Origin of the sequence: Winogradskyella ouciana, assembly GCF_965284585.1 — a bacterium.
Taxonomy (GTDB): Bacteria; Bacteroidota; Bacteroidia; order Flavobacteriales; family Flavobacteriaceae; genus Winogradskyella; species Winogradskyella ouciana.
Map to the genome: position 1 here is coordinate 2,239,605 of NZ_OZ260095.1, position 13,004 is coordinate 2,252,608.

At 35.8% G+C, this 13,004-nt stretch carries 16 protein-coding genes; 8 read left to right on the forward strand and 8 right to left on the reverse strand.

The genetic code is table 11. The features are described 5' to 3' along the window. Positions 1–198 precede the first annotated feature (198 nt). From ACQ65V_RS09860 to recF, 7 genes are all read right to left on the reverse strand, one after another. Positions 199–480, reverse strand: coding sequence for a hypothetical protein (locus ACQ65V_RS09860; RefSeq protein ID WP_430467771.1), 282 nt, complete (start codon positions 478–480; stop codon positions 199–201). Positions 481–770: 290 nt separating this feature from the next. Then, positions 771–1,145 carry a hypothetical protein gene (locus ACQ65V_RS09865; RefSeq protein ID WP_430467772.1) on the reverse strand — a complete coding sequence of 125 codons (375 nt, stop codon included), beginning with the start codon at positions 1,143–1,145 and terminating at the stop codon, positions 771–773. Then, complete coding sequence (locus ACQ65V_RS09870) at positions 1,138–3,558, reverse strand: penicillin acylase family protein (protein WP_430467773.1); 2,421 nt, start codon at positions 3,556–3,558, stop codon at positions 1,138–1,140. The genes ACQ65V_RS09865 and ACQ65V_RS09870 overlap by 8 nt, the downstream gene beginning before the upstream one ends. Before the next feature lie 39 nt (positions 3,559–3,597). Continuing rightward, entirely contained in the window at positions 3,598–4,125 is a 528-nt protein-coding gene (locus ACQ65V_RS09875) for a CIA30 family protein (RefSeq protein WP_235898375.1), read from the reverse strand. A gap of 74 nt (positions 4,126–4,199) precedes the next feature. Next, the gene (locus ACQ65V_RS09880) at positions 4,200–4,496 is read right to left on the reverse strand and encodes a DUF721 domain-containing protein (RefSeq protein ID WP_155089702.1); all 297 of its coding nucleotides are present in this window, start codon (positions 4,494–4,496) and stop codon (positions 4,200–4,202) included. A 33-nt stretch (positions 4,497–4,529) separates the two neighbouring features. Next, positions 4,530–4,949: a lipocalin family protein gene (locus ACQ65V_RS09885; protein ID WP_155089703.1), complete on the reverse strand. Its 420-nt coding sequence runs from the start codon at positions 4,947–4,949 to the stop codon at positions 4,530–4,532. Continuing rightward, positions 4,946–6,025 carry a DNA replication/repair protein RecF gene (gene recF / locus ACQ65V_RS09890; RefSeq protein WP_430467774.1) on the reverse strand — a complete coding sequence of 360 codons (1,080 nt, stop codon included), beginning with the start codon at positions 6,023–6,025 and terminating at the stop codon, positions 4,946–4,948. Before recF ends, ACQ65V_RS09885 begins: the two co-directional genes overlap by 4 nt. 141 nt (positions 6,026–6,166) lie before the next feature. Here recF and ACQ65V_RS09895 point away from each other — a divergent pair, with 141 nt between their 5' ends. The 8 genes from ACQ65V_RS09895 to ACQ65V_RS09930 all read left to right on the forward strand — a co-directional run bounded on the left by ACQ65V_RS09895 (position 6,167) and on the right by ACQ65V_RS09930 (position 12,702). Then, positions 6,167–6,931, forward strand: coding sequence for a tetratricopeptide repeat protein (locus ACQ65V_RS09895; RefSeq protein WP_430467775.1), 765 nt, complete (start codon positions 6,167–6,169; stop codon positions 6,929–6,931). A 2-nt stretch (positions 6,932–6,933) separates the two neighbouring features. After that, positions 6,934–7,440, forward strand: coding sequence for a 6,7-dimethyl-8-ribityllumazine synthase (ribH, locus tag ACQ65V_RS09900; protein WP_155089706.1), 507 nt, complete (start codon positions 6,934–6,936; stop codon positions 7,438–7,440). A 181-nt stretch (positions 7,441–7,621) separates the two neighbouring features. Continuing rightward, positions 7,622–7,837: a hypothetical protein gene (locus ACQ65V_RS09905; protein WP_430467776.1), complete on the forward strand. Its 216-nt coding sequence runs from the start codon at positions 7,622–7,624 to the stop codon at positions 7,835–7,837. Between the two features lie 7 nt (positions 7,838–7,844). After that, positions 7,845–8,150 carry a hypothetical protein gene (locus ACQ65V_RS09910; RefSeq protein WP_273290801.1) on the forward strand — a complete coding sequence of 102 codons (306 nt, stop codon included), beginning with the start codon at positions 7,845–7,847 and terminating at the stop codon, positions 8,148–8,150. Continuing rightward, positions 8,150–10,003 carry a DNA mismatch repair endonuclease MutL gene (gene mutL / locus ACQ65V_RS09915; protein ID WP_430467777.1) on the forward strand — a complete coding sequence of 618 codons (1,854 nt, stop codon included), beginning with the start codon at positions 8,150–8,152 and terminating at the stop codon, positions 10,001–10,003. Before ACQ65V_RS09910 ends, mutL begins: the two co-directional genes overlap by 1 nt. A gap of 3 nt (positions 10,004–10,006) precedes the next feature. Continuing rightward, positions 10,007–10,759, forward strand: a complete 753-nt coding sequence (locus tag ACQ65V_RS09920) for a rhomboid family intramembrane serine protease (protein ID WP_155089709.1) — start codon at positions 10,007–10,009, stop codon at positions 10,757–10,759. Positions 10,760–10,761: 2 nt separating this feature from the next. Then, entirely contained in the window at positions 10,762–11,631 is an 870-nt protein-coding gene (locus tag ACQ65V_RS09925; RefSeq protein WP_430467778.1) for a rhomboid family intramembrane serine protease, read from the forward strand. A gap of 48 nt (positions 11,632–11,679) precedes the next feature. Then, positions 11,680–12,702 (forward strand): endonuclease/exonuclease/phosphatase family protein, encoded by a 1,023-nt coding sequence (locus ACQ65V_RS09930; RefSeq protein ID WP_430467779.1) that lies wholly within the window; start codon positions 11,680–11,682, stop codon positions 12,700–12,702. Here ACQ65V_RS09930 and ACQ65V_RS09935 read toward each other — a convergent pair. Continuing rightward, positions 12,694–13,002 carry a DUF6122 family protein gene (locus ACQ65V_RS09935; protein WP_430467780.1) on the reverse strand — a complete coding sequence of 103 codons (309 nt, stop codon included), beginning with the start codon at positions 13,000–13,002 and terminating at the stop codon, positions 12,694–12,696. The genes ACQ65V_RS09930 and ACQ65V_RS09935 overlap by 9 nt on opposite strands. Between the last annotated feature and the right edge of the window lie 2 nt (positions 13,003–13,004).

Genomic DNA, 13,004 nt, shown 5'->3' on the forward strand with positions numbered 1-13,004 from the left:
GTTGATTGGTTGCTAGCAAAGAAGATTAACTGCTGATTACAGTTAATCGATATCATGAGAAATCATGATGTTTTTTGAGTTTTTTTGTTAGTGGAGCACCCACGTGAAAGCGTGGGTGTTCTTTTTTAGGTGAAAGTTTGATTGAGGAATATAGCTTAGAATTACTTGGTTTTTAACTCAGTTCTTTGTTGGCAAATGTTATTTGTTTTTATTTTTTGGTGGCATTGGCAGTGGATTTCTTAAAGTATGTTTAAGCAATTCTGTCAATTTTATAGAGTCTATTTGATCAATTAACAAGTTACCATCATCACGATAATTTAAAAGCACTCCAAATTCATTATTTGACTTAATGTCCTTTAGATTGTAAATAATTTCTAATGGCTTGTTTTTCATTGGAATCTTACCATATGCAATGACTGTAATCTCCACACCGTCTGGATAGTTTTTACTAATCTTCTTTAACCTCGATAATGTTTTCAAAACTTTCTCGGTTGTTTCATTTTCGTACTAGTTGCTAAAGTCATCAAAGTTATCGCTTGACTTCACATATTCTATAAATTCAAAAGTCTGTTGTTAAAGTCATTAAAAGTTAATGAATCATTTTTTACTTGGCCTACGCAGAATCCAGCCATTAATAGGAAAGTGCCTAATATAAATATCTCTATTCTTTTCATAATGTTTGCCAACTTGTTATATCAAAACAAATATAAGGGTTTATCGGGTTATTCGTCGGGATAACAACACAATTAGGGTTGTCTTACCCATATTATTTACAAAGGCTTTTGCTCTTGGCTTTTACTTAAAACCAAACTCAACTGCTTCCCAAAAACAGCCGCAATACCAGCAGCCAAACCACCTATTATACCCGTAACCAACATCAACACATAAGGGTTGCCACCTAAATACAAAAGCTCTGCTATGCGCTTGGCTAAAGTGTAGTCGTTACCACTACTCAACATAAAACTATAGAATGTCCAAAATATAAGAATAGCTAAAAAGGGTACAAAAAACACAGCTGCTTTTTTAAGAGGAATAAATAATGAGCTTGCTAAAGCGGCAGTCATTACTGACCACCATGGTAAAACCAAGTATAACAGTAGTGCTAAAACGAAAGTGGCTAAAAAGTTGAGTATATTCTTATTCATGCGTTGCTGGTGTTAAAGTTTGAGTACTAATAATAGCATCTGTGCTTGTACTAGATTGTAAAAAATTGAGGCTATGGTATTTTCCCTCAGCCCAATCATCTATAAAATTATCATAGTATTTACTGCCAGGATTCCCAGATTGTCCACCAGGATAAATACCAATGGCAGTTGGTGGTGTGGTCATTTCAACAATCATGCGCCAAGATGGTCCATGGTTCTCTGAGGTGGCATTTACAATGTTTCGGTCGCCACCAATTGGAATATCAAAACGTGAAAAGGCTGGCAAGCCTCGCAACAAATGCCCAGCGTAAGTGCCTTTATAATTTGCCCAAGTATAGTCTCCTTCGTTGTTTTTTATTTCCAATAAACGTTCTGCCGCTTTTTTAAAAGCCAATAAAAATAAGTCCTTAGCAGTTTCTTTGGCATCAGTTTCAACGATGTCCATAAACTCATGCTCGCCATGATTTTTTAAAAGATAAATGGTTTGGTAAGCAAATGGTTTTTCGAGCGCTGTGTCTTCTACTTCAAATTCGTCCCAAACCATGTTGTAAAGTTTACCATACCATTGTCTCCAGATACTTGGGCCAACTTCGTCAATATCGTTATTAAATTCCCAAGCTTTTATTTCGTCGTAGATGGCTTTTTCTTCTGCCGTTAGTGAAGATGTATCCATGTGCTCTAGCATGTATAGCACTAATTCTGCGGCTTTGAGATTATAGTTGTTGTTGTGCAAGTCTTTAAAGTCCTGTACGCTAAACTTAGCCTTGGATTTAAAAAAATCATTAATCACACGGTTACGATAGGTTTCGTAACCATCGTTATAGACAAAAAAAGGATAGTTGTCATCCACAGGATGTTGGTTGGCAGAACTGACAAATCCACGTTCAGGGTTTTTAACCTTGGCATTAAACTCTTGTGGAATGTAACCTTGCCAGTCGTTATCTGGATTACTGCCATCCATTAAAAATTTTCCTTGGCCTTCCCATTTATTGGGGAATTTCCCTTGAATCCAGAGTGCAATATCGCCTTCGGTGGATGCGAAAACAAAATTCTGTGCTGGCGCATTCCAGTATTGTAATGCATCAACATAATCATCATAGTTTTTGGCCTTGTTGAGTTCTAAAAATGTCTTTTGGTTATTGCCGCCTTCGTGTCCAATCCATTTCATGGCATAGCCGACTAACTCTTCATCAGACATAAAGTTTTGGTCATAGACCACAGGGCCATGATGTGTGTAAAGCACTGAATCTTTAAAACTTTCCTTTCCTTTTATTTTAATGTCCTCAACTCTTATGGTGAGGTCTTTCCATTGACCATCGTATTTGTATTGCGTTCGGTCTTTGTTGAATTCAATTTTATACCAATCAATCACATCTCGTGTGGCATTGGTTTCTCCCCAAGCGATATGCTGGTTAAAGCCAGAAATGACTCCCAAAGCACCAGGAATGGTCGCTCCCATAGCATTATGGTTTGGTGCACTCAATTGCATTACAAACCAAATAGCGGGCAGATTAAGACCTAAGTGAGGGTCGTTGGCAAGAATCGGGTGGCCAGTAGCCGATTTTTCACCAGACACAGCCCAATTGTTACTTCCGTTATCTGGATTGGGTTTCTCAATGGTTTCTGAAATGGAATCTAAAACCACATCTGCATTCGGATGTGGTGTTTGTGGCACATCGATAAAACTCCAGTCGGTTTCCTTTGGAATTATGGGATCATTGACATCAAAGAAATCTGGAAACAGCAAATCAAAATTCTCTTTCCCAAAAAGACGTAAGGCATTGGTATATTCCAAATCTTCATCTCCGCCAGCCAGCATTTTGGTCATGTACATTAATAGCAGTGCTGTTTTTTTAGGAGTCCATTTTTCAGGTGTGTAATCCAGTAATTTATATTCAACAGGATAGTTCTCAGGGCTTAATTGGTCGATATAGGCATTAACACCATCAGCATAATCTTGGATAAACCCTAAGGTTTGGGTATCGTGCTGTTCCATATAGGCAATGGCTTGGTCTGCTCCGTAACCCATTCCTCGTCTGCGTTCCGTTCGGTCGTAATTGAGGGCGCCTTCACCAATGATTTCAGATAAGCGTCCTGCAGCGGCAAAGGTCTGAAATTCTAACTGCCACAACCGATGCTTTGCGGTTAAATAGCCTTGGGCTTTGTATAAGTCCGATTCATTTTGTGCAAACACATGTGGAATTAATTGTTCATCATAATGTACAGTTACGTTCTCTTCCAAACCAGGAATGGAAATTTCACCAGAAATGGCTTCATCAGTTTCATTTTGCCAAATCCCTGATTGTGGATTTAAAAATTTCCCTAAAGGAGGGATATCACCCAATTTTGTGTTTAAAACGAAAAAAATTCCAATGGTTAAAAGGAAAGAGAGTAGGAGTTTGGTGTATTTCATTAAGACCTATTATTAATTAGGACTTAAAAATACCAAATATTATTCTAAGATTATGGAGTCGATAAGCAGTTTAAATTGCTCCTCTTTTTTATTGCCAATTAAAAATGCGATTTCTTCCATTTGCACACCATCATAATTAGGAATATCTAAGCGATTCCCGCGAAAAGAAGCATACATTTTTGAAAACGGAATCGTTACAGTCTGCCAGTCGGTAGTAGTATTGAATTCATATATATACGAGTAACGATCAGATTGCTCACGCTTTACTCTAAATTGATAGGTTTTGCCATCACCTTTTAGTTTAATTTTTAACTGTGAATAATCCTCGGTTTTAGTATTAGGGAAATAGTACCTCAAGGAAGAAAATCCACCATTGTTTTCAAGAGAAATTGTACCATAAAATTCACCATGACCGTCCTTGTTTAATTTAAAATTTCCGTTGGAACGTCCACCCATAACCACATCATCAAGAATTTTCCAGTTGCTGATATCGCTATCGGATTTAAAATTGAATAAAACCATAGATTGAAGAAAAATAATAGAGAATAAAAGTACTAGGAATCTCATTAGCGTCCTTTTTGTAAAGATACAATGAGCGCCTTATATTCGTTTTTAATTTTTGAAAACTTTAGCGTTTTAGTCTAACGAAGCACTAATTTTTTTATGACATCTTTTCCAATGGCTTCATTGAGCATTTTAACAATTTTCTCATTGCCATAGCTCAATTCTTCGCGTAATACACTAGAACTTAATTGCACATAAAGCGTTTCATGTTTTAACTCAATGGCAGTTGTGTAGTTGTTAACTCCATTTCCCATGAGATTGACCCAAGCTTCGCGCACGTTGACTTTGTCCAATCCAGATTGTAAATTGTTAGTCTTTACAAACTCTTTTAGAATATCTTCTATGGGTTGATTATCGTTGTTGCGCTTTGCCATCTTTTAGTTGCCGTGAAACGGTAAACTTTTTAATTATTCAATATCTAATTTTATAGGAGTATAGCGTTTGTATAAATATACATTATTATCCGCATTTTTAATCTTAAGACGCTCAGGTGAAGCCTCTAAAACCGTCTCCGTCCATTCAGTATAGGGTGTACTGTAATACAAATTTAAGTCACCGTTTTCAATCTTAATTTTAAGGGACTCGGCATCATCCGAAGTATAATACGTATCATTAATCCCTGGTTTTAGTTTTTTTCTGAATCCAGATAAACTGTCATTCAAACTAATATAATCAATGGTTTCATTAAATGTATATTGTCTTTTAGTACCATCAGCTAAAGTCACTTCCTCTATTTCCCAATAGCCTTCAAGATGTTGAATATAGGTTTCAGGATTTTCTGAACACCCTAATAAAACAAGACTAAGTAGCCAAATTAATTTCTTCATAACTTAAATAGTTTATAAGATTGGTGTATCTGCTTTACCACAGCTTCTGTTCTATCCGCATGCGTATCACTTATAAAAATCTGGCCAAAGTGGTCGTCATCTACCAAACTTATGATTTGTGCCACTCGGTTTTCATCTAATTTATCAAAAATATCATCCAATAACAAGATAGGTGATACTCCACTTTGCTGTTTAATAAAATCGAATTGCGCCAACTTTAAGGCAATTAAAAATGATTTCTGCTGTCCTTGACTACCGAATTTCTTAATCGGGAAATCATCAATCAAAAAGACCAAATCATCTTTATGTGTTCCAACACTGGTATATTGCAAGGCTTTGTCCTTGTTGAGGTTAGATTCTAATAAATTTATCAATTCACCATCAAACAAATCGCTTTTGTACTTTAAGTCTATAGCTTCTTTGCTTTGGCTTATGGCCTCGTAACGCTCCTTAAAAATTGGGATGAAGACGTTCAAAAATTCATCTCGCTTTTTGAAAATTTCTTTACTATAAGTGTTAAGCTGCTCATTGTAAATGGCAAGCGTATCTGCGTTAAACGTATTATTCAACGCAAAGTATTTTAACAGCGCATTACGTTGAGACAACACTTTGTTATAGGCAATAACTGCAGTTAAGTAGTTTTTATCACTTTGTGAAATGACACTATCTATGAATTTTCTTCGCGTATCACTACCCTCAATAATTAAATCACGATCGGCAGGTGAAATAATAACCAAAGGAATAAACCCAATATGATCACTGAATTTATCGTAGGCTTTACCGTTTCGTTTTATAATTTTCTTTTGTCCGCGTTTAAGGGATACGATGATTTTTTCGGTACGTTCGTTCTTGGTAAAACTACCATCCACAACAAAAAATTCTGTGCCATGTTTTATATTCTGAAGCGCAATAGGATTAAAATAACTTTTCCCGAAAGCTAAGTGATAAATAGCGTCCAAGGTATTTGTTTTTCCTATACCATTGGCACCTACAAAACAATTGATTTTGGCATCGAAATCGAAAACTTGACTTTCAAAATTTTTGTAATTGACTAAGGATAGTGAGTTTAGAATCATAAAAGTAGGCGTACTTCCTTGCGTTTATTGAGGTTTTGAAGAATGAAATAATCGTAATTATTATTCAAAAATAACAAATAAATAGGCTTTTAAATCCCAATAAAAATTTTATTTTTGCGCACGCATTAATAGAGAAGATATATGGCTACGTATAAGAAAAGAGGTTACAAACCAAAAACCAAAAAGGAGAAGGAAGAAATTGCTGAGGAAAACTCGGCAACGGCTGAGGTATTTAATACTTTAGATGAAGGTGCTTCTAAAACCGAAGAGTGGTTTGTAAGAAATCAAAATTATATTATTGGTGTAATTGCAGCCATAGCTTTGGTTGTTTTGGGTTATTTGGGTTATAACAAGTTTATTGCCGAGCCACAACAAAAAGAAGCTATGAACGACATGTACCAAGCTAAGAAGTATTTTGAAGAAGCGACTAACGGTGTAGCTTCAGATTCACTTTATACAATGGCCTTAAACGGTGGTGAAGGTAAGTATGGTATGTTGGATATTATTGACCAATACGGTGGAACACCTGCGGCAAACTTAGCAAATTACTATGCTGGTATGGCGTATTTAAACCTTAAGGATTATCAAAACGCAGTAACGTACCTAGGTAACTTTTCTAGCGATGATAAAATGTTAGGTCCAATTGCTAAAGGAGGCATTGGTGATGCTTTTGTTCAGTTAGAGCAATTACCAGAAGCTTTAGAGTATTACGAAAAAGCTTTTAAAGCTAACATTAATGAATTTACAACACCTATGTATCTATTGAAAGCCGCTCGTGTGGCAATAGATTTAGGTGAGAATTCTAAAGCTTTAGATTACCTTAACAGAATTAAGTCAGAATTTAGCAGTTCTACAGAAGCGACTCAGGTCGATGTCTTAATAGGAAAAGTAGAAGCAAGCTTATAAACATGGCTACTGCAAATCATAACTTATCGAACTACGATAAAGCCACAATCCCAAACGCGAAAGACTTTCGGTTTGGGATTGTTGTTTCAGAATGGAATGAAAAAATCACTGAAGGCTTATGGCAAGGTGCCTTCGATGCACTATTAGACTGTGGTGCCGTAAAAGAAAATATAGTGCGTTGGAACGTGCCTGGCACTTTTGAGTTGACCTATGGTGCTGCCAGAATGTCTAAAAGTTTCTATGCGGATTCTGGTATGTTAGATGCCATCATTGTGATTGGTTGCGTTATCCAAGGTGAAACCAAACATTTCGATTTTGTTTGCGAAGGTGTTACCCAAGGCATTAAGGACTTGAATCTTACAGGTGATATTCCTGTTATCTTTTGCGTGTTGACAGATAACAATATGCAGCAATCTATTGATCGTTCTGGTGGAAAACACGGTAACAAGGGTACCGAAGCGGCAATTGCAGCGATTAAAATGGCCTACTTAAGAAAAAATACTAAGTAGTTAATTATGGTAAAAGTGTAAGGATTTAGCCTGAAATACTTTTACTACATACTTTACACTTTGTACTTCCCAACTTCATCATGGCATCCTTTTTGTTGATAATTTTAAGGAATCCTTAGGCTATTTTTCCTAGTATTTTAAGTACTTTTGAGGTAATCAAAGTATTAATTTACAAGGCAATTTGTTTAATCAAAGAAAAAATAAACGCTTTAATTATAAGCCTCGTTTTCAGGATTCTAAAGAAAAAGAGTCGAGAGACGACTTGGAAGCGAAGTGGGATGAAATAAGAGGAAACACAAGAAGACGTGGTAACCGCTTTACCTCATTACCAGCCTTAATTCTTATTTTGGCAGCGCTTTTTATTTTAATTTATGTCCTAAATGGATATATTAAATAACAGTATTATGGGTCCAATTAAATTCACGTTAATCAAGAAGCTACCAAGAAATAAAAGGTTTAATTATACACCTCGATATTATAAAGGTAAAGAAGATGCAGATTCTTCTAAGTATTCAACAAAGTTTGATGCTTATGCAGACACCTATAATAAAAATGACTTTTCTGGTCAATGGCACGAGTCGAGAATAAGTAACCGAACTAGAAATAATTCAGGATTTAATAAAACCATTTTAGTGCTTATAGCCATATTCGTTTTAATTTTTCTTTTCATTATAGATTTTGACCTTTCTATTTTCTCTCTAAATCGCTAATGACAGATATCATTCAACTTTTACCAGACCATGTTGCCAACCAAATTGCAGCTGGTGAGGTGGTGCAACGACCAGCTTCTGTAGTTAAAGAACTTCTGGAAAATGCTATTGATGCTGATGCTACAGAAATAAAGCTCATTATAAAAGATGCGGGCAAAACGCTCGTTCAGGTTATTGACAACGGTAAAGGTATGAGTGTTACAGATGCGCGTTTGAGCTTTGAACGCCATGCCACATCTAAAATAAAATCTGCTGAAGATTTATTTCAATTAAATACCAAAGGTTTTAGAGGTGAAGCCTTGGCAAGTATTGCAGCTATTGCACATGTAGAACTTAAGACCAAACGCGCTGAAGACGAATTGGGTACAGCCATAGAAATAGAAGGGAGTCAAGTGAAATCCCAAGAGGTGTCCGTAACTCCAACCGGAACTTCGGTTGCTGTTAAAAATCTGTTTTTCAATATTCCGGCAAGACGAAATTTTTTAAAGTCAGATACTGTAGAATTACGACACATCACTGATGAGTTTCATCGTGTGGCATTGGCTCATCCTAACATTGCGTTTGCATTTTATCATAACGGAAGTGAATTGTTTCACCTTCCCAGTGAAAATTACAGACAACGCGTAGTTCATATTTTTGGTAACAAAACCAACGAGAAATTAGTGCCAGTTGAAGAGGAAACGGAAGTGTTGAAAATCTCAGGATTTGTTGGTAAACCCGAATATTCCAAAAAGACCAGGTCAGAGCAGTTCTTTTTTGTCAATCATCGGTTTATTAAGAGTCCATATCTCAATCATGCTATTGGAGCAGCCTTTGAAGGTTTACTTAAAGACGGCTATCATCCAAGTTATTTTTTGAATTTAACGGTAGATCCCAAGACGATTGATATAAACATCCACCCGACAAAAACGGAGATAAAGTTTGATGATGAACATACATTGTACGCCATTTTGCGTTCAGCGGTAAAGCATAGTTTAGGGCAATTCAATATTGCTCCGGTTTTGGATTTTGAACATCAGAGCAATTTAACGACGCCTTACAATTATAAAAACAAGACAGCATCTGCGCCAACGATTGAGGTGGATAGAAGTTTTAATCCCTTTGCGGATGAAGCCAATACTAAGCAGCCTTCACAGCACAGGCAATTTAAAAAAGCACCTGCAGCATCTTGGGAGAGTCTCTATGTTGGCTTAGAATCCAAAGGAAACAATAAACAGGAAGATTTTGCCGAAGTTGCTTTTGAAAGCGATTCTAAAACCGAATCAATCTTTAGTGATGCTTCTGTTGAAACTGCTAAAACCACATTTCAACTACAGCAAAAATATATTGTAACGACCTTAAAGTCGGGAATGTTAATTATTGATCAGAACAGAGCGCACCAGCGCGTATTGTACGAAAATTTTCTAAGGCACATTACGATAAAAGAAGCTACAAGTCAGCAATTATTATTTCCATTGCAATTGCATTTTACACCAGGTGAAAGCAAGATTATAAAGGATTTAAAAACGGATTTAGAACATACAGGTTTTGTGTTTTCTGGTTTGTCTGAGGAAGAAATTACCATTACAGGAGTGCCTGTAGGAGTGCCAGAGAGTGAAGTATCTATCATTTTAGAACAGTTGATAAGTGATGTGCAAAATGATGTGCCAGACGCTAATTTTAGTGCTACGGATTTATTGGCAAAATCCATGGCAAAGAGTTTGGCGATTAAAAACGGTCAATCCTTAAATGGTACAGAACAAGAGCATTTGGTCAATAGCTTATTTGCCTGTAAGGAACCGAACGTGTCACCAACCAATAGACCAACATTTATCACTATGAAAGTAGATGATATTGAAAAAAAATTTATGTAGTATATGAGAGCCCAAATAACCGATGCTGTTAAGCATTTACTAATTATTAATATCATAATGTTTCTTGGAACCTATCTTGTAGGTAATAGGGAAATGTTCTATGAATGGTTTGCCTTATTTTTTCCAAAAAATCCGCTTTTTGAACCTTGGCAAATTATTACGCACATGTTTATGCATGGTAATTTTATGCACATTTTATTTAATATGTTTGCCTTATGGATGTTTGGTACAGCAGTAGAGCAGGTATTTGGCATGAAAAAATTCTTGATTTTCTATCTTTTGTCTGGTTTAGGAGCAGCGGTGATTCAACTTGCATTTTTATATTTTCAGTATAATACTGGTTTATCAACCTTAATGGAAGCAGGTATTTCCCAAGCTGAGGTTGCAAATCTTATAGCGGAAGGAAAGTACGACCAGCGTTGGGCGTCTATCTTGGGTGAGGATTTTGATAGCTTTAGACAAGCAATAGTTACCACAATGGTCGGAGCTTCAGGAGCAATAATGGGTGTGTTGGTAGCGTTCGGTATGTTATATCCTGAATCTAAATTGATGTTGATATTTTTGCCAATTCCTATAAAAGCGAAGTACTTTATACCAGGTATTATAATATTAGATTTATTTTCTGCAATCACTGGTCATTCTATATTTAGTCCAAGCAATACGGCTTATGTTGCCCACTTGGGTGGAGCATTGACAGGGTTTTTATTGATGTATTTTTGGAAGAAGAATGAAAGAGATAAATACCGCTGGAATTAACCATGAGCACAATTCAAGATTTAAAATATAAGTTCAATAGATTCAATGCTTTTGAAAAGATTATTGCAATTAATATAGTCGTTTTCATCATTGGGCAATTGATTAAAGTATTTGCTAGGACAGGCAATCCCTTATCCTATTTAAGTTTGCCATCAAGCTTTTCTAATTTTTTGTATAAGCCATGGTCTATTATTACTTATGGCTTTGCTCATTATGGGTTCTTTCATATTCTTTTGAACCTTTTGGTACTGTATTTTATATCAAGAATGTTACTGAACCTGTTTCGTCCTAAAATGGCATTGAACATCTACCTATTGGGAATCATTGTTGGTGGATTGGCGTTTCTTTTTGTTTATAATGTTTTACCTAAAGGATTTATCATAAATGCTCCACCATTGGTAGGTGCTTCGGCTGGTATAAGTGCTTTACTGATATTTTTGGGAGCTTATATGCCTGAGACAGAAGTTAGACTTGTTTTTTTTAATATAAAACTCAAGTATATTGCTATAGCCTTGGTTGCTATGGATATTTTAGGATTGTTTGGCTGGAACCAAGGAGGAAATGTAGCCCATCTTGGTGGCGCTTTGCTAGGCTATTTTTATGCAATAAAATTAAAAGAAGGTAAAGACATAGGTTCTGGTTTTGAACGTGCCATGGATACTGTAGCAGGTTGGTTTAAACCCAAATCTAATTTAAAGACCGTACACAGAAATAAACCAAAAGGGACTTATGCTGGTAAGACTAAAGAAGAGTTTCAAACGTTTAATGATCAGAAGAAGGTAGATTTAATTCTCGATAAAATCAGCAAGAGTGGTTATGAGAGCCTTACAGCTGAAGAGAAGGAATTTCTCTTTAAGGCTGGAAAAAAATAAGCACCTTCTAATCTCAAAATTCCGAAAATGGGATAGTTGAAAATTGGTATGAAAAAATTAAAATTCTTTAATAAGATTATGTTTCTTGTCAATTCGTTGGCAGCCTTCTTATTATTGATATCCTACCTCTTGCCTTATCTGCCTCCTAAAAGTTTTGCAACGCTATCTGTATTGAGTCTTGGTGTACCTTTGTTGATATTATTGAACATTCTGTTTTTTATCTATTGGGTGCTTCAGGTAAAAAAGCAGATGCTATTATCATTGGTGGTGTTGATTTTGGGTTGGAGTTATCTCAGTTCAATGTATAAGTTCTCGTCCTCAAAAAAAGTTGAAAACGAGAACAATATTTCTGTGATGTCTTATAACGTAAGGCTTTTTAATATTTTCGAATGGTTACCTAATAAGACCGTAAAAGCTGATATTACGGAACTCATCAAAAAAGAACAGCCAGATATACTTTGTTTACAAGAGTATAGAACTAAAGATCCTATTGAGCTCAATGGTTATTATGGCTATAACACAACGTTCAATAATACCGTAAAACGTGGTCAGGCATTGTTTTCTAAATTCCCTATTATTAACTCAGGTTCTTTGGAATTTTCCAACACGAGTAATAATGTGATTTTTGCTGATATTGTCAAGGCTAAGGATACTCTAAGGATTTATAATGTCCATTTACAGTCTTCAGGAGTAAGCACTGATGTTGAAAAACTAAAAAAGGAAACTTCAGGTCAACTTTTTAAGCAAGTAAGTAAAACATTTAAGGCACAGCAAAACCAAGTAGAACTGTTCTTGAAACATAAATCTAAATGCCCTTACAAAACTATTGTAATGGGTGATTTCAACAATACAGCTTACTCTTATATCTACAGAGAGATTAAAGGAGATGATTTAGTGGATACGTTTGAAGAAGCTGGTAACGGCTTTGGAAACACCTACGACTTTAAATTCTTTCCGCTCAGAATTGATTTTATTCTAGTGGATAAAAATTTTACGGTCAATGGGTTTAAGACTTTTGACAACAAGCTTTCGGATCATTATCCCATTAAAGCGACAATTGCACTAGATTAAAAAACAATCCACACTATCTGAAATTATATGTGCCAATAAACCTATAGCAAAAATACGTGTTGGCTTAGGGATTAAGAATATGAAGTAAACCGCAATCGCACAGTAGGAGTGGAGTGGGTGAAAATTGATGCTGCAACGGCTGGAATCGAATATAGGACTTGCCAACAAATGATCTAAATCGATGATAAAAGCGGCAAGCATAATAATATAAGCCTTGAGCCAGTTTTTCTTGAAGAAAACCAAGGCAATGACCAATGGCAATCCGAAATGTAAGCCGTAATGGATTATGAATCTAAACATAG

What these genes read in the sequence shown, in the direction of transcription:
- ACQ65V_RS09865 (WP_430467772.1), bottom strand. Translation starts at nt 1,145, where the DNA reads ATGAATAAGAATATACTCAACTTTTTAGCCACTTTCGTTTTAGCACTA.
- ACQ65V_RS09870 (WP_430467773.1), bottom strand. Translation starts at nt 3,558, where the DNA reads ATGAAATACACCAAACTCCTACTCTCTTTCCTTTTAACCATTGGAATT.
- ACQ65V_RS09875 (WP_235898375.1), bottom strand. Translation starts at nt 4,125, where the DNA reads ATGAGATTCCTAGTACTTTTATTCTCTATTATTTTTCTTCAATCTATG.
- ACQ65V_RS09880 (WP_155089702.1), bottom strand. Translation starts at nt 4,496, where the DNA reads ATGGCAAAGCGCAACAACGATAATCAACCCATAGAAGATATTCTAAAA.
- ACQ65V_RS09885 (WP_155089703.1), bottom strand. Translation starts at nt 4,949, where the DNA reads ATGAAGAAATTAATTTGGCTACTTAGTCTTGTTTTATTAGGGTGTTCA.
- recF (WP_430467774.1), bottom strand. Translation starts at nt 6,025, where the DNA reads ATGATTCTAAACTCACTATCCTTAGTCAATTACAAAAATTTTGAAAGT.
- ACQ65V_RS09895 (WP_430467775.1), top strand. Translation starts at nt 6,167, where the DNA reads ATGGCTACGTATAAGAAAAGAGGTTACAAACCAAAAACCAAAAAGGAG.
- ribH (WP_155089706.1), top strand. Translation starts at nt 6,934, where the DNA reads ATGGCTACTGCAAATCATAACTTATCGAACTACGATAAAGCCACAATC.
- ACQ65V_RS09910 (WP_273290801.1), top strand. Translation starts at nt 7,845, where the DNA reads ATGGGTCCAATTAAATTCACGTTAATCAAGAAGCTACCAAGAAATAAA.
- mutL (WP_430467777.1), top strand. Translation starts at nt 8,150, where the DNA reads ATGACAGATATCATTCAACTTTTACCAGACCATGTTGCCAACCAAATT.
- ACQ65V_RS09920 (WP_155089709.1), top strand. Translation starts at nt 10,007, where the DNA reads ATGAGAGCCCAAATAACCGATGCTGTTAAGCATTTACTAATTATTAAT.
- ACQ65V_RS09925 (WP_430467778.1), top strand. Translation starts at nt 10,762, where the DNA reads ATGAGCACAATTCAAGATTTAAAATATAAGTTCAATAGATTCAATGCT.
- ACQ65V_RS09930 (WP_430467779.1), top strand. Translation starts at nt 11,680, where the DNA reads ATGAAAAAATTAAAATTCTTTAATAAGATTATGTTTCTTGTCAATTCG.
- ACQ65V_RS09935 (WP_430467780.1), bottom strand. Translation starts at nt 13,002, where the DNA reads ATGTTTAGATTCATAATCCATTACGGCTTACATTTCGGATTGCCATTG.